The 25,847-nt window shown below is 66.6% G+C and carries 28 protein-coding genes; 18 read left to right on the forward strand and 10 right to left on the reverse strand.

From position 1 onward, the window contains the following. Positions 1–138: 138 nt before the first annotated feature. The 11 genes from NJ1_RS21885 to NJ1_RS21935 all read left to right on the forward strand — a co-directional run bounded on the left by NJ1_RS21885 (position 139) and on the right by NJ1_RS21935 (position 11,815). Positions 139–1,680 (forward strand): anthranilate synthase component I, encoded by a 1,542-nt coding sequence (locus tag NJ1_RS21885; protein ID WP_174557105.1) that lies wholly within the window; start codon positions 139–141, stop codon positions 1,678–1,680. Beyond that, on the forward strand, positions 1,680–2,534 hold the full coding sequence (locus tag NJ1_RS21890) for a TIGR02234 family membrane protein (protein ID WP_067697398.1): 855 nt from the start codon (positions 1,680–1,682) through the stop codon (positions 2,532–2,534). The genes NJ1_RS21885 and NJ1_RS21890 overlap by 1 nt, the downstream gene beginning before the upstream one ends. Positions 2,535–2,684: 150 nt before the next feature. Then, positions 2,685–3,503 carry an indole-3-glycerol phosphate synthase TrpC gene (gene trpC, locus NJ1_RS21895; RefSeq protein WP_067697400.1) on the forward strand — a complete coding sequence of 273 codons (819 nt, stop codon included), beginning with the start codon at positions 2,685–2,687 and terminating at the stop codon, positions 3,501–3,503. 8 nt (positions 3,504–3,511) lie between these two features. Continuing rightward, positions 3,512–4,789, forward strand: a complete 1,278-nt coding sequence (gene trpB, locus NJ1_RS21900) for a tryptophan synthase subunit beta (RefSeq protein ID WP_067697675.1) — start codon at positions 3,512–3,514, stop codon at positions 4,787–4,789. Positions 4,790–4,859: 70 nt separating this feature from the next. Beyond that, a complete protein-coding gene (gene trpA, locus NJ1_RS21905) occupies positions 4,860–5,660 on the forward strand; it encodes a tryptophan synthase subunit alpha (RefSeq protein ID WP_067697402.1) in 801 nt (266 codons plus the stop codon). A gap of 73 nt (positions 5,661–5,733) precedes the next feature. Then, positions 5,734–6,996 (forward strand): prolipoprotein diacylglyceryl transferase, encoded by a 1,263-nt coding sequence (gene lgt / locus NJ1_RS21910; protein ID WP_422615766.1) that lies wholly within the window; start codon positions 5,734–5,736, stop codon positions 6,994–6,996. A 24-nt stretch (positions 6,997–7,020) separates the two neighbouring features. Next, positions 7,021–7,530, forward strand: coding sequence for a TM2 domain-containing protein (locus NJ1_RS21915; protein ID WP_067697405.1), 510 nt, complete (start codon positions 7,021–7,023; stop codon positions 7,528–7,530). Positions 7,531–7,734: 204 nt separating this feature from the next. Further along, positions 7,735–8,490 carry an amino acid ABC transporter substrate-binding protein gene (locus NJ1_RS21920; RefSeq protein ID WP_067697407.1) on the forward strand — a complete coding sequence of 252 codons (756 nt, stop codon included), beginning with the start codon at positions 7,735–7,737 and terminating at the stop codon, positions 8,488–8,490. Between the two features lie 35 nt (positions 8,491–8,525). Continuing rightward, positions 8,526–9,194, forward strand: coding sequence for an amino acid ABC transporter permease (locus tag NJ1_RS21925; RefSeq protein WP_067697409.1), 669 nt, complete (start codon positions 8,526–8,528; stop codon positions 9,192–9,194). A gap of 290 nt (positions 9,195–9,484) precedes the next feature. Then, the gene (gene pyk / locus NJ1_RS21930; RefSeq protein ID WP_084478628.1) at positions 9,485–10,906 is read left to right on the forward strand and encodes a pyruvate kinase; all 1,422 of its coding nucleotides are present in this window, start codon (positions 9,485–9,487) and stop codon (positions 10,904–10,906) included. Continuing rightward, complete coding sequence (locus NJ1_RS21935; protein WP_157574147.1) at positions 10,907–11,815, forward strand: acyl-CoA thioesterase; 909 nt, start codon at positions 10,907–10,909, stop codon at positions 11,813–11,815. A gap of 116 nt (positions 11,816–11,931) precedes the next feature. On the opposite strand, the gene NJ1_RS21940 is transcribed toward NJ1_RS21935, so the two are convergent. From NJ1_RS21940 to NJ1_RS21950, 3 genes are all read right to left on the reverse strand, one after another. Next, positions 11,932–12,249 (reverse strand): hypothetical protein, encoded by a 318-nt coding sequence (locus NJ1_RS21940; protein ID WP_245717520.1) that lies wholly within the window; start codon positions 12,247–12,249, stop codon positions 11,932–11,934. Positions 12,250–12,460: 211 nt separating this feature from the next. Continuing rightward, positions 12,461–13,144: an arsenate reductase/protein-tyrosine-phosphatase family protein gene (locus NJ1_RS21945; protein WP_084478604.1), complete on the reverse strand. Its 684-nt coding sequence runs from the start codon at positions 13,142–13,144 to the stop codon at positions 12,461–12,463. A gap of 219 nt (positions 13,145–13,363) precedes the next feature. Beyond that, positions 13,364–13,876, reverse strand: coding sequence for a monooxygenase family protein (locus tag NJ1_RS21950; RefSeq protein ID WP_067697413.1), 513 nt, complete (start codon positions 13,874–13,876; stop codon positions 13,364–13,366). Positions 13,877–14,226: 350 nt separating this feature from the next. Here NJ1_RS21950 and NJ1_RS21955 point away from each other — a divergent pair, with 350 nt between their 5' ends. Continuing rightward, a complete protein-coding gene (locus NJ1_RS21955; RefSeq protein WP_157574148.1) occupies positions 14,227–14,520 on the forward strand; it encodes a hypothetical protein in 294 nt (97 codons plus the stop codon). On the opposite strand, the gene NJ1_RS21960 is transcribed toward NJ1_RS21955, so the two are convergent. Further along, complete coding sequence (locus tag NJ1_RS21960; RefSeq protein ID WP_067697417.1) at positions 14,517–15,644, reverse strand: FAD-dependent oxidoreductase; 1,128 nt, start codon at positions 15,642–15,644, stop codon at positions 14,517–14,519. The two genes, NJ1_RS21955 and NJ1_RS21960, sit on opposite strands and share 4 nt — an antisense overlap. A gap of 85 nt (positions 15,645–15,729) precedes the next feature. Here NJ1_RS21960 and NJ1_RS21965 point away from each other — a divergent pair, with 85 nt between their 5' ends. Next, positions 15,730–16,401, forward strand: coding sequence for a TetR/AcrR family transcriptional regulator (locus NJ1_RS21965; RefSeq protein ID WP_245717521.1), 672 nt, complete (start codon positions 15,730–15,732; stop codon positions 16,399–16,401). A gap of 186 nt (positions 16,402–16,587) precedes the next feature. After that, positions 16,588–17,520, forward strand: a complete 933-nt coding sequence (locus NJ1_RS21970; protein ID WP_245717522.1) for an Ig-like domain-containing protein — start codon at positions 16,588–16,590, stop codon at positions 17,518–17,520. A 201-nt stretch (positions 17,521–17,721) separates the two neighbouring features. Here the strand turns inward: NJ1_RS21970 and NJ1_RS21975 are convergent, their stop codons facing one another. Next, on the reverse strand, positions 17,722–17,952 hold the full coding sequence (locus NJ1_RS21975; RefSeq protein ID WP_067697421.1) for a hypothetical protein: 231 nt from the start codon (positions 17,950–17,952) through the stop codon (positions 17,722–17,724). Between the two features lie 160 nt (positions 17,953–18,112). Here NJ1_RS21975 and NJ1_RS21980 point away from each other — a divergent pair, with 160 nt between their 5' ends. Further along, complete coding sequence (locus NJ1_RS21980) at positions 18,113–18,430, forward strand: DUF222 domain-containing protein (RefSeq protein ID WP_245717523.1); 318 nt, start codon at positions 18,113–18,115, stop codon at positions 18,428–18,430. Positions 18,431–18,605: 175 nt separating this feature from the next. On the opposite strand, the gene NJ1_RS21985 is transcribed toward NJ1_RS21980, so the two are convergent. After that, complete coding sequence (locus NJ1_RS21985; RefSeq protein ID WP_067697683.1) at positions 18,606–19,355, reverse strand: nuclear transport factor 2 family protein; 750 nt, start codon at positions 19,353–19,355, stop codon at positions 18,606–18,608. A gap of 61 nt (positions 19,356–19,416) precedes the next feature. Between NJ1_RS21985 and NJ1_RS21990 the strand changes: the two genes are divergently transcribed. Further along, complete coding sequence (locus NJ1_RS21990; RefSeq protein WP_084478605.1) at positions 19,417–20,022, forward strand: TetR/AcrR family transcriptional regulator; 606 nt, start codon at positions 19,417–19,419, stop codon at positions 20,020–20,022. Between the two features lie 196 nt (positions 20,023–20,218). On the opposite strand, the gene NJ1_RS21995 is transcribed toward NJ1_RS21990, so the two are convergent. From NJ1_RS21995 to NJ1_RS22005, 3 genes are all read right to left on the reverse strand, one after another. After that, complete coding sequence (locus NJ1_RS21995) at positions 20,219–20,725, reverse strand: hypothetical protein (protein ID WP_067697425.1); 507 nt, start codon at positions 20,723–20,725, stop codon at positions 20,219–20,221. Positions 20,726–21,165: 440 nt separating this feature from the next. Then, complete coding sequence (locus NJ1_RS22000; protein ID WP_067697427.1) at positions 21,166–21,852, reverse strand: YczE/YyaS/YitT family protein; 687 nt, start codon at positions 21,850–21,852, stop codon at positions 21,166–21,168. 69 nt (positions 21,853–21,921) lie between these two features. Continuing rightward, positions 21,922–23,676 (reverse strand): adenine deaminase C-terminal domain-containing protein, encoded by a 1,755-nt coding sequence (locus NJ1_RS22005; RefSeq protein WP_157574151.1) that lies wholly within the window; start codon positions 23,674–23,676, stop codon positions 21,922–21,924. A gap of 156 nt (positions 23,677–23,832) precedes the next feature. Between NJ1_RS22005 and NJ1_RS22010 the strand changes: the two genes are divergently transcribed. Further along, positions 23,833–24,762: a LysR family transcriptional regulator gene (locus NJ1_RS22010; RefSeq protein ID WP_067697431.1), complete on the forward strand. Its 930-nt coding sequence runs from the start codon at positions 23,833–23,835 to the stop codon at positions 24,760–24,762. Positions 24,763–24,880: 118 nt separating this feature from the next. Next, positions 24,881–25,024 (forward strand): hypothetical protein, encoded by a 144-nt coding sequence (locus NJ1_RS39320; protein WP_157574152.1) that lies wholly within the window; start codon positions 24,881–24,883, stop codon positions 25,022–25,024. Between the two features lie 5 nt (positions 25,025–25,029). Here NJ1_RS39320 and NJ1_RS22015 read toward each other — a convergent pair whose 3' ends face one another. Beyond that, on the reverse strand, positions 25,030–25,827 hold the full coding sequence (locus NJ1_RS22015) for an SDR family NAD(P)-dependent oxidoreductase (RefSeq protein ID WP_067697433.1): 798 nt from the start codon (positions 25,825–25,827) through the stop codon (positions 25,030–25,032). Between the last annotated feature and the right edge of the window lie 20 nt (positions 25,828–25,847).

Below are 25,847 nucleotides of genomic sequence, written 5' to 3' on the forward strand. Positions count from 1 at the left end.
CCGAGCCGAGCGTCGCGGGAATCGCGAAATTTGCCGCGAGTGCAACGAGACCGCATCGTGTATTCGCGGCCGGTGGCTGCTCGGCTGGGCGGGGATAGCGATTTAGATGCCGACCGACGGGCCTGGAATGATGGGTGGATGCGCGGCGCCTCGATGACCTCGACCACCTCCCGGGAACAGTTCCGTCTGCTGGCCGCCGATCATCGGGTGGTTCCGGTGATCCGAAAGGTGTTGGCGGACTCCGAGACTCCCCTGTCGGCATACCGGAAACTGGCCGCCGACCGGCCGGGCTCCTTTCTGCTGGAATCGGCCGAGAACGGCCGGTCATGGTCACGATGGTCGTTCATCGGCGCCGGGAGCACGTCCGCGCTGAGCGTGCTCGACGGCCAGGCGGCCTGGCTCGGCCAGACGCCCGCCGACGCTCCCGCGGGCGGCGATCCGCTCGCGGCGCTGCGCGAGACGCTGCAGTTGCTGCGCACCGAGCCGCTGCCGGGCATGCCGCCGCTCACCAGCGGCATGGTCGGCTACCTCGGCTACGACGCGGTCCGGCGGATGGAACGGCTGCCGAGCATCGCGGCCGACGATCTCGAACTGCCCGAGATGGTGCTCATGCTCGCCACCGATCTGGCCGCCTTCGATCATCACGAGGGCGCGATCACCCTGATCGCGAACGCCGTGAACTGGAACGGCACCGACGAACGCGTGGACGAGGCCTACGACGACGCCCTCGCCCGGCTGGACCGGATGACCGAGGCGCTCGCCGCGCCCGCAGACTCCACCGTGTCGGTCTTCGAGAGCCCCGAGCCGAGCTTCCGCCGCCAGCGCACCTCCGAGGAATTCGGGGCCGGTGTGCGTCGCCTGATCAAGGAGATCGAGGCGGGTGAGGCGTTCCAGGTGGTGCTGTCGCAGCGCTTCGAGATGGAGTACGGCGGCACGCCGCTGGATCTGTACCGCATGCTGCGCGCGTCGAATCCGAGTCCGTACATGTACCTGATGCACATTCCGGACGGTTCGGGCGGAACGGCCTTCTCCATCGTCGGCTCCAGCCCCGAATCGCTCGTCACGGTCAAGGACGGGGTCGCCACGACCCATCCGATCGCCGGCACCCGCTGGCGCGGGGTCACCGAGGAGGACGACCTCCTGCTCGAGAAGGGCCTGCTCGCGGACGAGAAGGAGAACGCCGAGCACCTCATGCTGGTGGATCTGGGCCGCAACGATCTGGGCCGCGTCTGCGAACCGGGGACCGTGCGGGTCACCGAGTACCGGCACATCGAGCGCTACTCGCATGTCATGCACCTGGTGTCGACGGTCTCGGGCCGCCTGGCCGCGGGGAAGGTCGCGCTGGACGCGGTGCAGGCGTGTTTCCCGGCGGGCACGCTCTCGGGCGCGCCCAAGGTGCGCGCCATGGAGTTGATCGAGGAACTCGAGCCCACCCGCCGCGGCATCTACGGCGGCGTCGTCGGTTACCTCGATTTCGCCGGTGACGCCGACACCGCCATCTGCATCCGCACCGCGCTGCTCAAGGGCGGCACGGCCTACGTGCAGGCGGGCGCGGGCGTGGTCGCGGACTCCGATCCGGACTACGAGGACGTCGAATCGCGGAACAAGGCGATGGCGGTGCTCAAGGCGATCGCCGCCGCTGAAACGGTCCGGGCCTACCGGCCGAACGGTGACGCGTGATGAGTGACCCGGACACCGAATCGGATAAGCCGGTGGCACAACCCGATTCGGACGCTGCCGGCGCGAAGGCCGCGGCCGGGCAGGCCGAGACCGACGCCGCGCTGGCCGCCGCAGACGCGCGGACCGCGGAAGCCGATGCGGCACAGGTGCGTACCCGTCCGATCGGCGCGGTGATCCTGCTCGCGATCGCGGCGGGACTGCTGTGGGCGGCCTCGCGGATGACCTGGGTGAAGCTCGAGGTGACCTCCGACTTCGGGGTGTCACGGACGGTGAACCTGGGTGGCGCGACCTGGTTCGGCGCGTTGACGCCGCTGGCGCTCGCGCTGGTGGCCACGATCGCCGCGGTGTTCGCCGCGCGCGGCTGGCTGCGCCGGATTCTGGGCGTCGTGGTGGCGGTGCTGGCCGCGGTCTCGGCGGTACCGGCGTACGCGCTGCTCATGGGCCAGGGCAAGACCTCCGAACGGGCGGGACGACTGGCCGAACTACGAGGCTGGGAGCACGCCGGAAACGCCGATACCTCGACGCTGCCGGCCGTGCTCACGCTGATCGGCGCGGTGGCCGCGTTCGCCGCCGGGGTGCTGCTCACCCGTATGCCCGCTCAGGCCGCGCAGATGTCCGGAAAGTACGACAATCCGGTGTTCCGGCGGTCGGAGGCGACCGAACAGGTCGCCGAGCATCACGCTCAGACCCAGGACGCGGATTCCACCTCACAGTCCGGGTCGCGGGAGCAGTTGTCGGGGCGCGTGCTGTGGGACGCGCTGGACGCCGGCACCGACCCGACCGACGACGAGACCAATGCCGCTGCCGCACACGATGATCCAGGTAGCGGCCCGGCGGGGCACAAAACCCGCTGAGCAGGGGGCCTGGACCGCACCCGGTCCTGGACCCAGACCCGCCGTCACAGACGGGAACATAGCCATTTACTCTTTATCAGCATCGGTGAGACAGCGCCTGGGGGGATTCTCAGGCAGCAAGACCGTCTCCCCAGAAAGGATTCGAGCCAGATGACGGTACTCGACTCGATTCTCGACGGGGTCCGCGCGGATGTGGCCGCTCGGGAAGCCCTCCTGGATTTGCAGGGTGTGAAGAAGGCCGCCGCGGCGGCCCCCTCCCCGCGTGACGCCAAGGCCGCGCTGCACGCGGACGGCATCGGCGTCATCGCCGAGGTGAAGCGCGCCAGCCCCTCCAAAGGCTCCATCGCTTCGATCCCGGATCCGGCCGTGCTGGCTCGCGCCTACGAGGACGGCGGCGCGCGCATCATCAGCGTGCTGACCGAGCAGCGCCGCTTCAACGGCTCGCTCGCGGACCTGGACGCCGTGCGCGCGGTGGTGGACATCCCCATTCTGCGCAAGGACTTCATCGTCGGCCCGTACCAGATTCACGAGGCCCGCGCCCACGGCGCGGATGTCATCCTGCTGATCGTGGCGGCACTCGAGCAGGACGTGCTGTCCGCGCTCATCGACCGCACCGAATCGCTGGGTATGACCGCGCTGGTCGAGGTGCACACCGAGGAGGAAGCGGACCGGGCCCTCGAGGCCGGCGCGACCGTGATCGGCGTGAACGCCCGCAATCTCAAGACACTCGAGGTGGATCGGGATGTGTTCGCACGCATCGCTCCCGGTTTACCCAGCGACGTGATCCGGATCGCCGAGTCCGGCATTCGCGGCACCGCCGACCTGCTGGCCTACGCCGGGGCGGGCGCGGATGCCGTGCTCGTCGGCGAGGGCCTGGTGACCAGCGGTGATCCGCGCGCCGCCGTGGCCGAGCTGGTGACCGCCGGAACCCACCCGTCGTGCCCGAAGCCGGTCCGCAGGGGCCGGTGAAAGACCTGATGAATCAGACCGACATTCTCGGTACGAACGGATTCCCGCAGGCCAGCGAGGGCGTCTCGCACAAGAGCACACACGATCCGGACCTGGGCGGCCACTTCGGCGTCTACGGCGGACGGCATGTGCCCGAGGCGCTCATGGCCGTGATCGAAGAGGTCACCGCCGAGTACGACAAGTGCCGGGTGGATCCGAACTTCCTGAACGAGCTGGACCGGTTGCAGCGCGACTACACCGGGCGGCCGTCCCCGGTGTTCGAGTGCGTGAATCTCGCCGAGCACGCGGGCGGCGCCCGCATCCTGCTCAAGCGAGAAGACCTGAACCACACCGGTTCTCACAAAATCAACAATGTGCTGGGGCAGGCGCTGCTCGCCAAGCGCATGGGCAAGACGCGCGTCATCGCCGAGACCGGAGCGGGCCAGCACGGCGTCGCCACGGCCACCGCGTGCGCGCTGCTCGGCCTGGAATGCCTCATCTACATGGGTGCGGTCGACACCGCGCGCCAAGCCTTGAACGTGGCCCGCATGCGGCTGCTGGGCGCCGAAGTCATCAGTGTGACAACGGGTTCGCAGACACTCAAGGACGCGATCAACGAGGCGCTGCGTGACTGGGTCACCAATGCCGAGCAGACCTACTACTGCTTCGGCACCGCCGCGGGACCGCATCCGTTCCCGCTCATGGTGCGCGACTTCCAGCGCATCGTCGGCCTCGAGGCGCGGGTTCAGGTTCCGGCCCACACCGGTCGCCTGCCCGATGCCGTGGTCGCCTGTGTCGGCGGCGGCTCCAATGCCATCGGCATCTTCCACTCCTTCATCGATGATCCGGGCGTGCGCCTGATCGGTTACGAGGCGGCGGGCGACGGTGTCGAAACCGGCCGTCACGCAGCCACTTTCGCCGGTGGACGGCCCGGCGCCTTCCAGGGCGCGTACTCGTACCTGCTGCAGGACGAGGACGGGCAGACCATCGACTCGCACTCGATCTCCGCGGGCCTGGACTACCCGGGCGTCGGCCCGGAGCACTCCTACCTCAAGGACATCGGCCGCGCCGAGTACTACCCCATCACCGATACCGAGGCGATGGACGCGCTGCTGCTGCTGAGCCGCACCGAGGGCATCATCCCGGCCATCGAGTCGGCGCACGCGGTCGCGGGTGCGTTGAAGCTCGGCAAGGAATTGGGCGAGGGCGCAATCATTCTCGTGAATCTCTCCGGTCGCGGCGACAAGGACATGGACACCGCCGCCAAGTGGTTCGGACTCTTCGACGCCGCCGAGGACTCGGAGTGAGCGACGATCGCGTCGCGGCCCGCTCCGCCGACCGGGTGCGGATGTCCCGCATGACTTTGGAGGCCGACCAGTGAGCCAGCAGTCCCGTCTCGCCGACACCTTCGCGGCCTGCCGTGCGGAGAACCGCGCCGCGCTGATCGGATACCTGCCCGCCGGGTACCCGGATGTGCAGGGCTCCATCGACGTCTGCCGCACCATGGTCGAATCCGGTTGCGACGTCATCGAAGTCGGCGTCGCCTACTCCGATCCGGTGATGGACGGCCCGACCATCCAGGCCGCGGCCGAGCAGGCGCTGCGCGGCGGCGTGCGCGTGCGCGACGTGTTCAAGGTCGTGGAGGCCATCAGTCAGGCCGGCGGCAAGGCCGTGGTCATGGCGTACTGGAATCCGGTGCTGCAGTACGGCGTCGACAATTTCTCCCGCGATCTGGCGGCGGCGGGCGGCCTCGGGCTGATCACCCCGAACCTGATCCCGGAGGAGGCCGACGACTGGTTCGCCGCCTCCTCGGCCCACAATCTGGATCGCATCTTCCTGGTCGCCCCCTCTTCCACGGAGGAGCGTCTGGTGAAGACCCTCGACGCCTCGCGCGGCTTCGTCTACGCCGCCTCCACGATGGGCGTCACCGGTGCGCGCGACGCGGTGTCCTCCATGGCTCCGGCGCTGTGCGCCCGGATCCGCGCGCACTCGGACATTCCGATCGGCGTCGGCCTGGGTGTGCGCTCCGGTGCGCAGGCCGCCGAAATCGCTTCCTACGCAGACGGTGTCATCGTCGGTTCCGCGCTGGTGAGCGCCGCCGCGCAGGGCCTGGACGCGGTCCGCACCCTGACCGAAGAGCTCGCCAAGGGCGTGCGCTCGGCGGTCGTCGCCTCGTAGTGGCACAGCCGCGTTCGCCGCGGCACGGCGGCGTGGCCACGGTGTTCGGGACTCGTTCGGCTACGGTGGGCGCGTGACCATACGAGCCCTGGCCGCGAATCCGGTCTCCGACGTGCTGGCATACATTCCGAGTCCGCCCCGTGGTGTGTGGGATATCGGCGGGTTCCCGCTGCGCGCCTACGCCCTGTGCATCATCATCGGCATCATCGTCGCCATCTGGTGGGGCGAGAAGCGGTGGCAGGAGCGCGGCGGGCAGTCGGGCATGGTGCTCGACGTTGCCATGTTCGCGGTGCCGCTGGGACTGATCGGCGGACGGCTGTACCACGTGGCCACCGACTGGCAGAAGTACTTCGGTGAGGGCGGGCATCCGCTGGACGCGCTGAAGATCTGGCAGGGCGGCCTGGGTATCTGGGGCGCGGTGCTGCTGGGCGGCGTCGGCGCGTGGATCGGCTGCCGTGTGTACCGGATTCCGTTGCCCGCCTTCGGCGATGCCATCGCACCCGGCATTCTGGCGGCGCAGGCCATCGGCCGGCTCGGCAACTACTTCAATCAGGAACTGTACGGCCGCACCACCACCGCGCCGTGGGGTCTCGAGATCTACGGGCGCTACGACAAAAACGGTCAGCTGGACATGATGAACGGCGTCTCCACCGGTGCGGTGGAGAAGATCGTGCAGCCGACCTTCCTGTACGAGCTGGTGTGGAACCTGCTCGGCGTGGCGGCGCTGGTGTATCTGGACCGCAAGTTCCGGATCGGACACGGCCGGTTGTTCGCGCTGTACGTGGCGATCTACTGCTTCGGCCGCTTCTTCGTGGAACTGCTGCGCGACGACGAGGCCACCCATATCGCGGGCCTGCGGATCAACACCTTCACCGCGGCGATCGTGTTCGTCTGCGCCGTCGCCTATTTCGTGTTCGCGACCAAGGGCCGGGAGACGGCCGAGCAGGTGCGGGCCGGGATCGAGCGTCCGTGGCCGTGGCAGCTGTCCAAGGTGCGCGCCTTCGGTGCGGCGGGTGCGGCGGGCGCCGCCGGGGCGGTCTCGGCGGATACCACGGACAGGTCTGCGGCAGGCGAGGAGTCATCCGATGATTCCGAAGCCGTTGTCCTCGAGAAGTCCGAGTCATCCGACACCGCTGCACCTTCGGACACCGCTGGGCCCTCGGACACCACTGGGCCATCCGAGGACACCGCCGCCTCCGAATCTGCTTCGAAAGGCAACGAATCCGGGAAGAACGGCGATAACTCTTCCGAACCCGGCGATTCGGCGCCGGAAGTGACGGAGTCGGCTGTGCTCGGGGAGACGAAAACGGTCGACTCCGGCAAGAATGACTCCTGACCACAGCTATTCAGGAGGATTCGAGTGACCGATCCATTCAGCAAGCAGCCGGAACAGGGCGGCCCGCAGTACGGCGCGCCCGGTACCGGACCGCAGTACGGGCAGCCGCAGCAGCAGCCGTACGGCCAGCAGTCGTACGACCCGCAGCAGTCGCAGCCCCAGCCGTTCCCGGGCCAGCCGCAGCAGCCGTACGGTCAGCAACCGTACGGCCAGCCGCAGCCCGCCTATGGTCAGCCGCAGCCCTACGGTCAGCCCGGGCAGTTCGGTCAGCCCGGTTTCGGCGCCGACCCGGAGGCCCCGTACGGCCGTGACATGTACGGCGTCCCGTACTCGGACAAGAGCAAGCTGACCGCGGGCCTGCTGCAGCTGCTCATCGGTTCGCTGGGTATCGGCCGCTTCTACCTCGGCTACACCACCATCGGTGTGCTGCAACTGATCACGTGTGGCGGCTTCGGCGTCTGGGCGCTGATCGACGCCATTCTCATTCTCACCGGCAAGGTTCCGGATCCGCAGGGGCGTCCGCTGAAGGACTGAACCGGGGGCGACACACCTGACGCGGCGGGCACCACGGGACTCGGTGGTGCCCGCGCGCCGTTATCATCACGAACGGTGATCCTGCAAGGTTTTCTCGCGGCGTGATCATTGGCGTGCTGTCCGGTTGGTTTCCGGCGTACCCTTTGTCGGTTGTTCAACGCGTGACTGGTTATGACCGGTTGCGCCTGAGGAGAGGTCCCCCTCGTGCGCCGTAAGCTTTTCGCCGCAGTGCTCGCCGTGGTCGCCGCCACCGCGGCCCTGACCGCGTGCAGCAGCAACGATGACCCGAACGTGCTGAAGGTCGGCACCGAGGGCACCTACTCCCCGTTCAGTTACCAGGAGAACGGCGCGCTCACCGGTTACGACATCGAGGTGGTCGAGGCCATCGGTGAAAAGCTCGGCCGCAAGGTCGAATTCGTGCAGACACCGTGGGACGCCATCTTCGCGGGCCTCGAGTCCAAGCGTTTCGACCTCGTCGCCAATCAGGTGACCATCAGTCCCGAACGCGCGCAGAAGTATTCGCTCTCGCAGCCGTACACGGTCTCGGACGGCGTCATCGTCGCCAAGTCCGACAACAACGGCATCCACGCGCTCGCGGACCTGAACGGCAAGACCTGCGCGCAGTCCACCACCAGCAACTGGAGCAAGGTCGCCTCCGGCGCCGGTTGCAAGGTCGAGGGCGTCGAGGGCTTCGTGCAGGCCATCCAGTTGCTCAAGAACGGCCGCGTGGACGCCACCGTCAACGACACCCTGGCCGTCGCCGAATACAACAAGAAGACCGGCGACAACAGCGTGAAGGTCGTCGGCAAGACCGGTGAGACCAGCCGGCAGGGATTCGCCGCCCGCAAGGACTCCCAGCAGCTGATCGATCAGATCGACACCGCGCTGGATCAGCTGCGCTCGGACGGCACGCTCGCGAAGATCTCCGAGAAGTACTTCGGCACCGACGTCAGCAAGTAGGCGGTAGAGGACTCGGGCGGTAGAAGACTCAGACGATGGACGCCTCCACCTGGGCCCTCATCCGGCAGAACCTGTGGCCCATGCTGGAGGCCACCGTCAAGACGACGCTGCCGCTCACGGCCATCAGCTTCGCGATCGGCCTCGTGATCGCGCTGTTCGTGGCGCTGGCGCGCATGTCGGCGGTCCGGCCGCTCTCGGCGGCGGCCCGGCTGTACATCTCGATCATTCGCGGAACACCGCTCCTGGTGCAGCTGTTCATCATCTTCTACGCGCTGCCGCAGTTCCACATCCTGCTGGACCCGTTCCCGGCCGCGGTCATCGCCTTCAGCCTCAATGTCGGCGGTTACGCGGCGGAAGTCATTCGCGCCGCGATCCTTTCGGTCGCGCACGGGCAGTGGGAGGCGTCGTACGCGGTCGGTATGAACTACGCGCAGGCCCTGCGCCTGATCATCTTGCCGCAGGCCTCGCGCATCGCGGTGCCGCCGCTGTCCAACACCCTCATCTCGTTGGTGAAGGACACCTCGCTGGCCTCCACCATCCTGGTGACGGAGTTGCTGCGAACTGCCCAACTCGCCGCCGCGCCGACCTTCGACTTCTTCGCGCTCTACGGCGTGGCCGCCATCTACTACTGGGTCATCTGCCTGATCCTCGGCTTCGGCCAGACTCGTCTGGAAACGCGGTTGGCGCGCCACGTAGCGCGTTGACCCACGCGGGTCTCGGCGAGCCGATGTTCGTACCGGGCGTCGTGAATCGCCAGGGCGTAGCTGTCAGCACCGCCTCGCCGGGTTCGCGGCCCGCCCCGGTTCCGGACCGACGGAGCGGGGGAGCGGAGGAGGGAAGAACCGGGGTCACAAGGGCCGCGAACAGCCGTAGCGCAGCGGAGGCAAATCAAACACAGCGCTGACCGTGGGTTTGCTGAACGGGAGGTATATATCTTCCCGAACAGTGTGTGCCCGTTCAGCGGGACGTTTGTCACAGGACTAGGGTTGTGGCCGTGATGCGACGAACGAAGATTGTGTGCACACTCGGCCCGGCTGTGTCGTCCGAGGACCGAATTCGTGAACTCGTCGAGAGTGGCATGGATGTCGCTCGCTTGAACTTCAGTCACGGCGAGCATTCAGACCATGCCGACAACTACAAGAAGGTGCGTCAGGCGAGTGACTTACTCGGCCGCGCCGTAGGCATTCTCGCCGATCTCCAGGGACCGAAGATCCGACTCGGCCGGTTCCTCGAGGGTAAGACCGTGTGGGCGACAGGTGAGGAAGTACGCATCACCGTCGATGAGATCCAGGGCACCCACGACCGCGTCTCGACCACCTACAAGCAGCTCGCGCAGGACGCCAAGGCCGGCGACCGCCTGCTCGTGGACGACGGCAAGATCGGGATGACCGTCGTGCGCGTCGAGGGCAACGACGTGGTGTGCCGGGTGACCGAGGGCGGTCCGGTCTCGAACAACAAGGGCGTCTCGCTGCCCGGTATGGACGTGTCGGTTCCGGCGTTGTCGGAGAAGGACATCGAGGATCTGGAGTTCGCGCTCAATCTGGGCGTCGACTTCATCGCGCTGTCATTCGTGCGTTCGCCCTCGGACGTCGAACTGGTGCACGAGATCATGGACCGGGTCGGACGGCGGGTGCCGATCATCGGCAAGCTCGAAAAGCCCGAAGCCATCGACAATCTCGAGGCCATCGTGCTGGCCTTCGACGCCGTCATGGTCGCCCGCGGCGACCTCGGTGTCGAGCTGCCGCTAGAGCAGGTGCCGCTGGTGCAGAAGCGTGCCATCCAGATGGCGCGGGAGAACGCCAAGCCGGTCATCGTGGCCACCCAGATGCTCGAATCGATGATCACCAACTCGCGCCCGACGCGCGCCGAGGCCTCCGATGTGGCCAACGCGGTGCTCGACGGTGCGGACGCGGTGATGCTCTCGGGTGAGACCTCGGTCGGCGACTACCCGATCGAGACGGTCCGGACCATGGCGCGCATCGTGCACGCGGTGGAATCCGAATCCTCCACGCGCGTACCACCTCTGACCCACGTGCCGCGCACCAAGCGCGGTGTCATTTCCTATGCGGCCCGCGATATCGGCGAGCGGCTCAACGCCAAGGCGCTGGTGGCCTTCACCCAGTCCGGCGACACCGTGCGCCGCCTCGCACGACTGCACACCCCGCTGCCGCTGCTGGCGTTCACGCCGAACTCGGCTATCCGCAACCAGCTCGCATTGACCTGGGGCACCGAGACTTTCATCGTGCCGTCGGTGCAGAACACCGACGAGATGATTCATCAGGTCGACAACGCCCTGCTGTCCATCGGCCGATACAAGAAGGGCGATCTGGTGGTCATCGTGGCCGGATCCCCGCCGGGAACGGTAGGTTCCACCAATATGATTCACGTGCACCGTATCGGCGAGGAGGACCACTAGGTGAGTGCGTCGCTGGGCGAGGCAACCGCGGATTCCGAGGGCTCGGGCCTATCGGATGATCTGCGGGTGCTGTTGAGCCTGCTCGATCTCGAGGAGCAGGCCACCGACACCTTCATCGGACAGCATCCGGAGAAGGTGTGGAGCCGTACGTTCGGCGGTCAGCTGGTGGCGCAGGCCATCGTCGCCGCCGGCCGGACGGTCGGACCCGAGCGCCCGGTGCACGCGGTCAACGCGCATTTCGTGCGCGGCGGTGATCCGAAGAAGCCGATCGAATACCACGTGGACCGCCACCGCGACGGGCGCTCGTTCGCCAACCGCACGGTGACCGCCTCGCAGGACGGCGACGAGCTTTTCGTCATGCTCGCCGCGTTCCAGGACTGGGGCAAGGGACTCGAGCATGGTGCGCCGCTGCCCGAGGTGCCCTCGCCGGAAGATCTTCCGCGCGTGGAGGAGTCGTTCGCCGGGCTCGAGGACAAGCTCGAAATGTTCGTAAAGGCGCCGCATCCCATCGACATGCGGTACACGAACGATCCGGCCTGGATTCTCAAGGGGACCGGCGAGAAGCTCAACCACAATCGCGTGTGGATGCGCACCGACGGCGCGCTTCCCGACGATCCGCTGATTCACGTTGCGGCGCTGGCTTATTCGTCCGACACCACGGTGCTGGATTCGATCATCACCACGCACGGCCTGTCCTGGGGCCTGGATCGCATCCTCGCCGCGACGGTCAATCACTCGATCTGGTTCCATCGCCCCTTCCGCTTCGACGACTGGGCGCTGTACGCGACCGAGTCGCCGGTGGCGGCGGGATCGCGCGGGCTGGCGCGCGGAATGTTCTACGCCCGCAACGGCGACCTGCTCGCGACCACCGTGCAGGAGGGCGTGATCCGGCACTTCCCCAAGCGCTGAGCGTCGACGCGGAGACAGGCCGTACCCGAAGGGGTGCGGCCTGTTTCGTCCGAAAGGGCACTGTTTCGCCCGACAGGGCGTGTGGGGTGTGCCCCGCGGGCGATCGTCGGATCCTTTCAGATCAACTCGCGGTTTTCCTCCAGCTCGAAGTTCTCGCGCTGCAGGGCGTGCACGATGTACGGGATCGGCTCGTCCGCGGACAGCTCCAGGATCAGACGCTGTTCGAGTTTGGCGATGCCCGCCTTGGTGAGCTGGCGTGCCTCACCGACCAGGCTGAGCGCGATCTCGAAGGTGCGGCGCTCGCCCGGCTCGGCGCCGGGATGGTCGAGCCGCCACTGTGTTTCGAGCACGGTATGGGTGGGTTCGTCGCACTCCACGGGAAGCGTGAATCGCCACGCGAAGATATCCCGGTCTGCCACATACTCATCGACCACGCGGCACACGGTTTCCGTGACGCGATGCAAGGTCTGGGGTGTCACATAAACATGGAGCGAAACATCCGAAATTCGCTTCGGCATGTCCTCTAGTCCTGTTCTTGTGTCGCAACCACCGGCGGTGGTGTTCCGCGGCGAAGTGTAATCGCTTACCGGACCAATCGCGCAGACAGGTCCATTGACACGGTGTGTTCGACAGGATTTCGAGTGGTTACCGGGCAGTACGAAGTTCCGGGTGCACGGGTTGCACTGGGTATTCGCGGCTTTCGGCGTGTTTGACGGAATTGGAAAGTCCGCCGGGAAGCACCAGCAGTGAAGGTCGTTGCGCACCGGCGTCACTGGCGGCGGTACGAGGGTGGACGGTGTGCTGTGGATGCTCGTGCGCGTGCAGCGCCAGCAGCAGTGGAACGAGCGCTTCGGCGATCCGATCGCCGACCTCGCAGAAGGCCTGGGGTGAGAGTCCGACCGGATCGGAGATGTTCTCGCGGCCGACATAGGCCAGATCGTCACGCGCGGTGTGCAATCCGACGACGGTGCGCGCGCCGCTGACCTTCGCGATGCGATAGGCCTCCAGCAGCGTGAAGGTGCGGGGGAGTGCCTCGGGCACGAGATCGCGTACCTGGTCGCGGATCTTGTCGGTCATGGTGACGACGAGATCGGCGCGGTGCACCATCTCCGGTTTCAGCCGGCGCGCCTTGAACTCGGAGGCGTCGCCGCCGAGTCCGACGATGGTCTGGGCCGCAAGCGGTTCGGCCGGAAACCCGACCAGGGCCCGGACCCCGGCGCTCTCGGCCGACAGGTCCGATAGTCCGTGTTCAGCGGCCACAGCCAGGGTGAGGCGCTCGGCAATGACGGAGCGGCAAACGTTTCCGCTGCACACGAACAGCACATGCATGAGGACAAGCTATGCCCATCGAGACCCGTCCGAAACGCTTCCGAGACCTGATCACACCCATCTACCAGGATGTTCATTCCCCGGCAGAGTGTCGGTCGCCTGCTGTTCGCTCCCACGTATCGATCGGCCCGCCGAGGATCGAATCGGGCCGGATTCGTCGCGGCCGTGGAAATCCGAGCATGCTGGTTTCGGCCCGCCGAATCAAGAGCTGCGCGGGATCTACTCCTCCGGGGATCCGTAGTACTCGGATTCGCCGACCACCGGGGTGATCTCGGGCGGGGTGTCGCGCACCCGGCTGCGGGTGGAGAACAACCGTCCCCGGGCGGGCACGATGGGTGCGAACTTGCCCAGCCCCGTCGGCCGGGCCATATCGTCGTAGACCGAGTCGATCCCGCCGCGCGCGAAATACGCCTCGTGCCAGAAACCGGTCCCGCCGGAGTCCGCGAGGAACCGCGTCCACCACACCCGGTGCGGATCGGAGCGGGTCCACTTCTCCAGGCTCTCCAGATCCCGCCAGTACTGCCGCGCGCCCCAGTGCGGGGGGAACAGCGACCAGATCACGTCCTCGTGCGCGAGCAGGCCGTCCGGACGCCCGCGCTGGGAGCTGTAGAGCTTGGGGCCGACCCCCAGCAGGCGCACTATCCCCCGGGGCTTGTGCACCCGCATGCCGAGCAGAACGACCACCAGGTCCGGATACTCGGACAGGTCCGCTGTCTGCCGATTCACCCGCATGCGCCGCCTCCGCACGTATCGATCTTTCTGTGCGGTTGTACGAAATACACCCGCCTCCGGTTCACTCTTCCGCAGAAACCGTGCGCTGACCTCCGAACAGCGTTTCGAGGTGGTTCTGCACGCTCGGATCGGTCCGCGGAACGGCCCGTGTGCCCCCGCTCGCTTCGCACCGTATCGATGATCGAGACGAATTCTTCCTTCCACCCCGATCAGAATTCCGTCCAGTTTTCTCTCACCCGAATCTGTCCGGATCGCGGGGATGTCGATCACGCTTTGTGGCAAGGGTTTCGGGGACGATGTTCCGGTCGATCGAGGTGTGGACCGTTGGTCCGACGAGGAGGCGGGGAACTATGGCAGTGGATTACGAGCAGGCACACAAAGTGGTCCGCGATTCGTTGCAATCCGAATGGCGCTGGGGCACTTTCTGTCTGGATGATCGGCACATTGTCGAGAATGACGAACTGTTCGTCTTCAACGTGGGAGCCAGAGAACTTCTGATCGACCGGGACTTCTCGTACGCGGTGTCCACGGCCGTCTCGGTCGTCTACAAGAACGACGGCCGGTTGGCCGCGCTGCCGTCCTCGACGGTGGGTCTGGACCCCACCATGCGGGTGCGGCCGAATCCGAATCCGACTGTGGGCTAACCGATATCGGCTGCCGTGCCGAGGAAGTCGATCAGTCCGAAGGGGGCGCGGTCGCCGAGGCAGAGATCCAGGATCTCATCGGCGTCCACCGCCTCGGACTCGCTGCGCGGGAACAGGGCCTGCTCGTAGGTGGTGAGCGCGGCCTCGAGGTCGTCCGGGTGGGCCGCGATGGCGTTCCCGAGTTCCGCGCCGTCGAACATGGCGAGGTTCGCGCCCTCGCCGGCGGGCGGCATCAGGTGCGCGGCATCGCCCACCAGGGTCACGCCGGGCACGCGGTCCCAGCGGTATCCGTCCGGGGTCGCGTGGATCATGCGCGCGACAGGGGCGGTGTCGCCCTCGGTGATCAGCGCGGTGAGTTCCGGTGCCCACCCGTCGAATTCGGCCGCGATGCGGGCACTCGCGGCGGCGGCGTCGCCGAAGTCGATGTCGGCGAACCATTCCGCGGGCCGGACGAGTTCGACGTACGTGTGCAGGATGTCCCCGGCCTCACGGTGCGCGACGATCCCTTTACCCGGGGTGAGCGCGTACATCGCGCCGCTGCCTACGGCTTCGGCTGTCGCGGAGTGCTTTTCGTCGACGTCGTACAGGTAGGTCTCGACGAATGTCGCACCGGCGTAGACCGGCGTCGCGTCGGTCAGCAGCGGCCTGACCTTCGACCAGGCGCCGTCCGCGCCCACCAGCAGTTCGGTGATGACGGTGGATCCGTCCGCGAAGGTCAGTTCGTGCCGCCCGTCACCGAGGGATGTGACTGCGGCGAGTTTCCTGCCCCATCGAACGGTGTCCTCCGGTAGCGAGTCGAGCAGGATTCGGCGCAGGTCCCCGCGCAGGACCTCGGGCCTGCCGCCGTCGCCCTCGGGTTCGTCGTGCAGCGAATTTCCCTCGGGGTCGAGCATGCGCAGGGCATCGCCGCCCTCGTGGATGATCGCGCGGAACTCCTCGGTGAGGCCCGCGGCCTCGAGTGCCCGCTGTCCGTTGTGCTGGTGAATGTCGAGCTGGCCGCCCTGCGTGCGGGTCTGCGCCGAAGGCTCGGCCTCGTAGACCGTCGCGGCGATGCCGTGCATGTGCAGGACGCGGGCCAGGGTGAGGCCGCCGAGGCCCGCACCGATGATCGTGATCGTCGTCATTGTCGTACTCCTCTCGAACGGTTCTGGAACGTTGTTCCATGAATCCATCTTGGAACGACGTTCCAGATATGTCAAGATGGTCCGCATGGCGACCAAGTCACACCGCGGCGAGCGTCGCACCGAAGCGCTGTCGAAGGATCGCATCGTGGCCGCGGCGATCGACATCCTCGACGCCGACGGTGAGGCGGCGCTGACCTTCCGGGCGCTGACCGCGCGCCTGGCGACCGGCGCGGGTGCGATCTACTGGCACGTCGCGAACAAGGACGAGTTGCTCGCCGCGGTCACCGACGATGTGCTGTCCCGTGTGATGTCCGATGCCGCAAGCGATTCCGAGCCCGCTCGGGCGATACGCGCGATCGCGCTCGGCGTGTTCGACGCGATCGACGCGCATCCCTGGATCGGCACCCAGCTCAATCGCGAATCCGGTCAGTCCGCCATGCTGGAGATCTTCGAGCGGGTGGGGGTTCAGCTCCGGGCGCTCGGCGTCCCCGCGGGTTCCCGGTTCGACTCCGCCTCGGCGCTGGTCAACTACATCCTCGGGGTGGCCGCCCAGAATGCCGCCGCGGCGCGCCTCAACGCGCACCTCACGGATCGGTCCGCTCACCTCGCGGCCATTGCCGCTCGGTGGCAGCAGCGCGACCCCGCGCTGTATCCGTTCGTCCACGAGGTGGCCGCCCAGCTTCGCGACCACGACGACCGTGATCAATTCCTGGCCGGGATCGATCTCATCCTCGCGGGCATCGCGACACTGCACTGAGCATTTCGGGGTAAAACGACACAGGTTCGTCGTTCTTGCTGTGGGTGCCGGCTGGGTCGCTCGAGGGTAGCCCTGGATCAGAATTACCCGCCGAACAGGAATTCGGCCGATGGCTGACCGTCCACTCGCAGTTCTGACATGCGTTCATTTCGGATTCTGATCCGTAACACGTTCCACCATGATCAAATGAGCCCAACACGGGTGCATCAGCGCCTCGATGACGATGTCGAGGGGCACCCGCTGTACGTGGGAGAAACAATGGTGGACAGAAGAATGCAGCGGACGGCCGGTACCTTGGCCGCGTTCGCGGTGGCGGCCGGCTTCGCGGTCGCGGCGATGCCCGGCACGGCCTCGGCCGCACCCGGGACGATCACCTGGAACGACGGGAACAGCAAGTTCACCCGTACGGTGTCGAACACCAATCCGGTTGTCGGTGACACCATCACCGTCACGACGATGTTCGAGCGCACCGGTATTCCGGTCGAGTACATCTACTCGGTCAAGGATCTGCACCCCTCCTGCCTGACCCCCGTCGCGGGCTCGGCGAAGATGGGCGGCGACCAGGTCCAGCTCGACACCTCGTCCTCGGACTGGGTGCGCGCGGAGTTCGGCATCACCAAGTACCCGGTGTACCCGAACATCAATCCGAAGTCGCAGACCTTCGAGGTGCAGTACAAGGTGGGCGTCAACTGCGCCCGGGACACCCCGCTGCCGACCTCCATGCACTACGGCGGTTCGCTCGGTGACGGCACCTACCAGGGCAAGGGGCCGAACATCACGGTCTCCAGCGACGCCACCTCCACCACCTCGATCACCGATGTGTCGGGCGCCAAGACCGGCGTGGCCGTCACCCTCGAGGCGACGGTATCCCCGGCGGCCGCGGGCGGCACCGTTCAGTTCAAGGCGGGCGACAACGTCCTGGGCGACATCCCCGTCAACGCCAACGGCAAGGCCACGATCGTCTGGACCCCCGGCGCCGCCGGTTCCTACACCATCGGCGCCACCTTCTCCGGCCGCAGCGGCGTAGCCGGATCCACCACCACCAAGGTGGTCACCGTGGCCGAACAGCCCACCGACCCCGGCCCCACCAAGCCCAGCACCGGATCCTTCGGCTCCTGATCGCTGACGCTCGAACCCCAACGGCCCGAGGATATCTCGGGCCGTTGGCGTAGGCGGGGGGATGTCACCGGCGGCTGCCACACCGGCCGCGTCCGGCGGGTGGGCCCGGCCGGTTTGGTCCAGTGGCTCTCCAGCTCAACGGGATTCGCTGGTCGGCCCGGCCTCGTATGCGCGGGTCGTCCAGCCGGTTTTCTCTCGGGCTTAGTCGATCCATCCGAGAGAGCAGGTGCCGCTGGCGCCCGCGGACAGCGTCCGGCGGAGATCCTCCAGCGCGCAGAAGAGCTGCTTGGGGGCGTTCGCGCTGCCGCTGTCGGCGACCTGATCGCTGGCGGGGGCCGGGCTCGCCGGCGCGGCGGTCGCCGGCACTGTAGCGAACGCGGGGGCGAGAATCATTGCGCCGGTGAACATCGCGGCACCGAGACGAGTTCGCATACAGAGGTCCTTTCGGGGAGTGGGCGGAATCGCGCCGCGGACCGAACCTATCCAGGCGTGCCCGGCCTGGACAGCCCCGGAAAGCGTTGTCACCGGAAAGGCGGGGACATCTCGGGTGAATAGTCGAACATATGTTCGATGATCGGGTAAGCTGCGCCGGGTGACCACACATTCGACCGCGCTGGCGCCGAACGCTCCAGCCTCGGGATGGCCGGAACTGACCGATGTCGACCTGCTGCGCACCCTCGTGGAAACCGAACGCCGCCGGAGGCGACTGAATGCCGCCATGCGCGCGGCCGTCGCCGAAGCCGAACGTCGCGGCCTCGCCGCGGACACCGGCTATCGGGACACCGTGGAACTGCTGACCGACCTGTTGCGGATCAGCGCCGAGGACGCGCGCCATAGAATCGAATCCGCGGCTCCGCAGGTGCGCTCGCGTTCCAGAAAGGTGTGGAGGGTGCTGGCTGCGGCGAGCTGAGGCCGAGGCGTGCTCTCGCCTGGTTCGGTTATCCGCGACTCCGGCTCGAAGAACTCGAGTGAGCTGTGATGCCGCGGGGGCGCGCCGACCGATTCGGTCGGCGCGGACCGGTGGAAGGTGAAGGGGCTGTGCGGGTTCGGCATCGTCCGCGCACCAGGCGTCGACTGTCGAGTGGTTACGGGCGAGGCATGGCGGCGGGCGGGCGGAGCCGGGTGATGGCCCGGGTGGCGAGCCCCGCGCCGCGCATCAGCCACTTGAAGGCCGTGCTCGAGGGGCCCGGCACGATTCCGGCGAGCTGTACGCCGTCGAGCAGGTCGTAGAGCGTTTCGCCCTCGTACATCAGGTGATCGGTGTTGAAGTGGTATCGGTCCACGGCGGTGCACTGGATGAACGCGCCGTTGCCCGGGATGGTGGCGGCGTCCGCTCCGTAGGGATGCAGTTTCAACGGTCCGACGAGGTGACCACTACCGAAGTAGCGCACGACTATTCGGACTTCGCCGTCGGGTGTCAGGTCGATGTAGCACTGGCCGGGTATCGGGTCGTAACGCCAGTCGGGGATGGCGTCGAAGAACGCGAAGTTGTAGGCCACGAATTCGTCGAGGCCGACCATGGTCGCGCCGAGCGTGGTCACATCCTTGTAGCGCAGATCCGCGGTGTAGAGCTCGTGGTTGTGGCTCATGTCCCGGGTCTGCCAGCTCCACCAGTACTTTTTCGCCCACTCCAGGGTCCAGGCGATATCGAGGCCGTGCCCGGCGTAGAACTCGATCTTCTTCTCGTATTCGTCGAACCATTGTCGCGTCATGGCGGTCAGCGCGGACTCGTCGAGGACTTCGACCGGCTCGGCGCGGTTGGTCAGCAGCGTCGGAATCGGCTGGGCCAGGCGTGGCTGTAGCAATGACAGCTGGAACTGCTCGTCGGTGAACATCACCTTCTCCATCCGGAAGCAGGTGCTTCCTGATGAATGATGGTTCTTGTAAAGTGATGCCGTGTCAAGGAGCTACGGCGGGCAGACCGCGCAGGGGCGCGCCGACGACCGGCGGGCGCGCCTGATCGATGTCGGTGTCGAATTGGTTGGCACACAGGGTGTTTCCGCCCTGGGGATGCGCTCGGTCTGCCGAGAGGCGGGGCTGAGTCAGCGGTTCTTCTACGAGAGCTTCGCCGATGCGGACGCGCTGCTGCACGCGGTGTACCGGGCAGCGCTCTCTCGCCTGGAACACGCGGTGGCGTCCGCGGTGGCAGCCGGTGATCTGCATGCGGTGGTCGAGGCCGCCGCCCGTCTCATGGAGACCGATCCACGTATCTGCCGCATCCTGCTGGTCGAACCGGTCGCGGACGCACGACTGAGAGGGCATGTGCGAGAGACGATTCCGGCCATCGCGCTGGCCGCGCTCGGCGATCGCGTCACCGGTTCGCCGGAGGACCCCAGCGTCCGGATGCGCTTCTCGGCGCTCTTCGGCGCCCTGATCTCGCTGTTCGTCGAGTGGACCGAAGGCAGCCTCGGTACCGACCGCGACGCCTTCGCCACCCACGTGACAGCGGTCGCGATCCAACTCCTCGGTGAGCCCGGCTCCACTGGAGCACGCGGCCGATGAACGGGGCGAGCGCGCCCGTTCGTGGTGGTCACAGCCCGTGCCCGATGAGCGCTCACCGCGCGCTGAGCAGCCGCTCGATGCGCCGCTGCCTGCCGCCGGTTCGGGCGATCGAACCGGCGGCAGCTCTTTCGGGCGGCATTCAGGTCGAGGCGAGCGCGGGCACGGACCGCCCGTTCACCTGCGCACGCCGGCGGTCTCAGCCGCCCAAGTTGCAGTTGCCGTCACTGGACCAGTAGCAGGTGTTCCATCCGCTGGCCGGGAATCCGACGACCTGAAGGTTCGGATTGGAGTGGCCGAAGCCGGAACTATTGAGTTGGAGATAGAAGCCGGAGGCGCCGCTGCGCCCGCCGGTGCCCCAGAGATATCCCTGATTGTTGCCCGGTCCCGTGCCCCGGTAGATGACGAAGTTCCCGTCCCCCTGCATGACCGCGAACACCTGCGAATGGCCTGAGGTCCCGGAGCACCAGACCCCGCCCAGATTGTTACTCGGCCCCGTCCCTCGATACACGCAGAAGTTGCCGTCCCCCTGCAGGATTGCGAAGGCCGCGGTCCCCTGATTCGTGGTCAGGTAGTCACCCTGGGCAAGTACATGATTCGTATCCAGAACATTGCCGATAGCGCCGGCATTGGCCTGTCCGACATTCATCGACACCATCGCGGCGACCGACATGACAACGGCGGCAACGTACTTCGTGAGCTTCATACACACACTCCAAGGGCGAGCCGGGCCTGATCGACCCGATCTGGCGAGGAGGCTACCCAAGATCAATTGGAAGCGTGGGCGTTTCGGAATGAAGACCGCACAGACCCTCGGCATGCTCCCTCCGAGCCGCACAGCCCTTCCCGGCGGTACGTGATGGACGTCGAAACCCAGTGCGGCCCAGCAGTATCTACCAGTGCCAACGGCAGCGGTGACGCTTCGCGAAGCGACGTTTCACCGCCGCTCGGCTCGAATCGAGGAGGGAGCACACGCGATCGTGCTCAGCTTCCTCTGAAGGGTGCCGTAACTCCTGGTCGACCGGAGAGCGCCGGACGAGAGTCGGCGGGTGCAAGCGAGCACGGCAACGCGAGGACCTCCCTCGGCCGAATCCGCTGTCGGGCGGGGTCCGTCCGACAGCGCGAGTCTTCGATCCGAAGCGGGCTCTATGACTTTGTGGGGAGAGTCTTTCGGGCCGTGTACCTCTTGTGTAGATAGAAGTACAGCTTCACGTACTGACCGACCAGGATTGCGTTGATGATCGTTCCCTCGCGGATGAAATGGGGTGCGCCGAGGAAGATCAGGCCGATGGTTGCGGAGAGGGCGAGCAGGGTGCAGTCGAAGACGGTTTTGATATTGCCCCATTTGCGGCCGGTCTTCTGCTGGATGGTGTTCACGAACAGGTCGATGGGCATCAGCATCAGGTTGGCGCGAATCATGAGGAACAGGCCGAAGGCCAGCATCGCGTCGGCGAGGAACAGCAGGGCGAGATTCGCCGTGTAGGGCCGCAGGGCTATCCAGCCGGTGATCGACAGGTTGAGGTCGAGCAGCAGTGCCAAGACCAGCGCGGGGACCAGTGCCAACAGGTAGCCGGCCTTGAACGCTCGCGGCCGGACCAGGAAGGTCAGCACGAGCATGATGACCTCGAGGATGAGGTTGACATTGCCCTGGCTCAGCTGGGGAACCACCAGGGTCATCGTGCGAGTGAGGCTGCTCTGCGGGGAGATGCCGATCCCCGCCCGGATGGCCAGGCTCAGCCCCAGTGTCAGGATGTAGATTCCGGCAATGTAGATGATCCAGCGTCGCACCTTGTTTCCGGTGTCGATGATCTCTGGCTGAGTGTCGTGCTGCATGGTGGTCGCATCCCTTGCTCTCGAGTCCGTGCGACGAGGATCTGGTGCTGGAAAACGCTGGTGTACGCGCTACTTCATGAATCCGAAACGGTCGAGCGAGATGAACAGGGTCAGCAGCTTGTTGACGACCGGTTCGCCCTCGTTGTGATTGCCGAGCTTGTCCAGCGCGTCGTCGATCGATCGGGTCGCCTCGACCAGTTCGGCCAGGTCCATATCCGCCATCACGCCGTAGAAGTTCAGCGGCAGAACGGCTTTCACCTGCCGGTCCTCGGTCACGATGCACCCGCCGACCAGTCCGTCCAGCTGCGCGAGGTTGTCACGCATCTCGGCGCTGTCGGTTCCGACGACCACGAAGTAGGCCGAGGGCGCGGGCCAGAACGTGGAGACCGCGCCGCGCTCGATCGAGACGCCCTTGAACACTCCGTTGACCACGTGCCGCTCACCGTCGGCGTAGCGCTGTACGAGGGAGATTCGGTTGAGCTGCGCGCCTTCGTATTCGGGCACCACCGCCCCGTCCCGGTAGGGAACCCACACTTCCTGGGCGAACTTCAGATGCCCGCGCCCGTAGACGTCGAAGAGCAGCACCTTGGCCTGCGAGCCGTCATCGGAGATCTCGATCGGGGTCAGATCGAGCTGCGCGGCGCGCAGATCATCGAGGCCGGGTTTCGGCTCCTTGGCCAGGGCCGAGTAGTCGATGCCGACCGCATCGATCAGCTTGCGGTCCGCGGCGACGAGCTTGCCGCCCTTGAACACGTACCGCGGGTTGATCTTCGACAGACTGTCCGTCAGCACGATGTCGGCGAACCGCCCCGGGCTCAGTGAGCCGAGGTCGCGGTCCCGGTGGAAGGAGCGCGCGGTGTACAGCGTGCCCATCTTGATCGCCTGGATCGGCGGCATTCCCATCTCGACGGCCAGCGAGATGACCCAGTCGATATGCCCCTGCCGCAGAACGCGATCCACCGAGATGTTGTCCGCGCACAGCTGGAAGTTCTCGGCCGGCCAGCGTCGCTTCACGATGGCGCGCAGCATGTTCCGGATGACCTCGGGACTCCCGACGCCGAACTTGATCTGCGTGTTCAAGCCGTAGCGAACGCTCTTCTCGATATCGGCTTCGTTCCAGACATCGTGGTTGTTGTCGACGCCGATGGCGGGCATGTAGTTCAGCAGCATGTCCGAGAGCGCCGTCACGCCCCAGTGGCAGTTCACGACTCCCGCGTTGCTGCGCCCGAGCGCGGACTTGCGGAAGTCGTCCGCATTGCCGGTCATGTAGGACAGGTGCGCCAGTTCCCCCAAACCGATCACCGGATCCATGCCCAGCATCGCCTCGGTGACTTCGGGTGAGGTCTTCTTGCCCGGCGCGAAGGCGTAGAGCCGGTACGGAAGCTTGTCGTGATCGGCGAACAGCACCCGAACGGCCTCGACCGCCTCCTCGCCCGTCGCGCTCGCGAAGTCGAGCGTCTCCCCGAAAACCGTTGTGGTGCCGCTGGGTACGATCGCCTCGCCGAACGCCGCCGGATGCGCGAGCTGGGACTCGAAGTGCAGGTGCGCGTCGATCAATCCGGGGATCGCGTAGAGGCCCTGACCGTCGAAGCTCTCGCGGTAGCGCACGATCGACTCGTCCGGGTTCAGCGCGATGATGCGTTCACCGTGCACCAGAAGTGTTCCGGCGTAGACGGTTTCGCTGTGCACATCGAGGATGTGCAGGTTGCGCAGCAGTAGATCGGCTTCCTGCTCGCCCTCCAGAATGCCGAAGATCATTCGAACGTGATCGTCCTGGGCGGCCACCTGGTCGGAGCCTGCGGGTGCGGTGTCGGTCTGGGGCATGGCGGTCCTCACGTCGGTTCACGTAGTTGCAGGTGAAGGGGCCGCAGTGGCCCCTGGGCCTGGTTCTGATAGAACTCGACGTCACCGTTGCCGACAAGCATCCGTTTTCGCGCAAGGTGTACTCATTTTTCGTACACTGCGCGCAGGAGGTGAGCAATGCTCCACTCACGACTGCTGCAGTACATCGACGAGGTGGCGCGGTTCGGATCCATTCGCGCGGCCGGAGCGCGGCTGCACGTCGCGCCGTCGGCGATCAACCGCCAGATCCTGCTACTGGAAGCGGAACTCGGTCAGCCGCTGTTCGAGCGCCTGCCCCGTGGTATGCGTCCCACCCCGGCCGGCGAAGCGCTGCTCGCCCATATTCGCGGGACCCTGCGGCAGTATCGCGAGACCGTCGCGGACATCCGTGATCTCCACGGTGTGGGCAGCGGTGAGGTCGTGATCGCCACCATGACCGGTTTGGCCAGCGGTGTCGTCGCCACCGCCGCGACGGCGTTCCGCGCCCGGCATCCGCAGGTCCGGATCTCGATCCGCACCATGTCGACGCAGGAGATTCTGCGCGCGGTCGAGAACAGCGAAGCCGATCTGGGACTCGGCTTCAACATCCCGGCATCGACGCAGCTCGAGGTCCGCTGGCAGATGAATACTCGACTGGGAGTTGTTGTCGCCCCGCATCATCCGCTGGCGCACATGGATACGATTCCACTCGCGCAGTGCTCGCCGTATCCGCTGATCTTCGCCGACCGCTCCATGGTGATTCACGGCATCGTCGCCGAAGCGTTCGTTAACGCCGAGCTGGACATCGAACCGGCATTCCACACCAACTCGATCGAAACGATGAAGCGGCTCGCCACCTCGGGCGAGGCCATCGCGTTCCTCAGTGAGTTCGACATCGCCGAGGAGCTGCGTGACGGGCGGCTCGCCTTCCGTCAGGTGCGTGACGCGTTCAGCAACAATGTCGTCTCGCTGGTGCGGCGGGAGAAGCACGGTCACGGCCTGGCCCCGGTGCTGCTCGCGGACGAGATCGTGAGTGCGCTGCAGCCCGGAGTGCCTCGCGCCGTGGCTGATTCGACCACTCGGCGGTGACGAGGGCCGACGCTCTCGACGCCACTCCGCTGTCCGCGCACTGCCATTCGTCGAATTCCGCTGTCGCGCAACGAACCCGGGACTCCTACCCTGAGATCCAAGCCCCGGGGAGCGCACGATGAAACAGTTCCTGTTCCTGACCATGGCGGTGGTGATCGCAGGTTCGACCTACGGCTACGCCAAGTCACCAAGCCCCTATCCGGTCGTCGTCCTGACAGGGGTCGTGCTCGCGCTCCTGTTGTTCGGCCGCTACATGCGATAGAGCGGTCAGTAGTAGACCGGCCCCGGCACGCCGCCGCCTGCGGCGATGGCGTCGCCGGTGATCGCGACGCTGCGCGGCGAAGCCAGGAATGTCACGACGTCCGCGACCTCCGAGGCGTCGATGACACGGCGTAGCGAGTTGCGTGCCGCCGCGTGCTCGAGGTCGGCTATCGACGTGCCCTGCTCCTCGGATTCCGCGGTCAGGCGTCGAGTCAGGCGTTCGGTTCTGGTCAGCCCGGGATGCACCACCGTCACGTTGATGCCGTGCGGGCCGAGTTCGTCGGCCAGGTTCTTCGTCAAGGCCGATACGCTGACGTTGCGGATGGTCTGTGCGATCGAATTCGCCTGGCGCGCACCGAGTCCGCTGATATTGATGATGCGACCCCAGCCCTGTTCGACCAGGTGCGGGGCCACCGCCCGCGCGGTGCGCAGGTAACCGAGCACCTTGATCTCCACCTCGCGGCGCACCACCTCGTCGGAGGTCGCGGCGAGATCGGCGTTCGCGCCGGCGCTCCAGGGCGTCGCGGCCGAGTTCACCAGAATGTCGACCCCGCCCAATTCCTCGACGGTGCGGGCGATCAATCGCCGCACCTGCTCGTCGTCGCCGGTGTCGGTCGGCACGGCGATCACGCGCCTGCCGGTCGCCTCGGACACTTCGCGGGCGGCGGCCTCGAGCGGCTCGGCCTCGCGCGCCGCGATCACCACGTCCACGCCTTCGTGTGCGAGCGCCCGCGCCACCGCCAAGCCGATACCCCGGCTGCCGCCGGTGACGATCGCACGCTTTCCATCCAGATCCAGGTTCACCCGGCGAACGCTAACAACAG

Origin of the sequence: Nocardia jejuensis NBRC 103114 (genome assembly GCF_001613145.1) — a bacterium.
GTDB lineage: Bacteria > Actinomycetota > Actinomycetes > Mycobacteriales > Mycobacteriaceae > Nocardia > Nocardia jejuensis.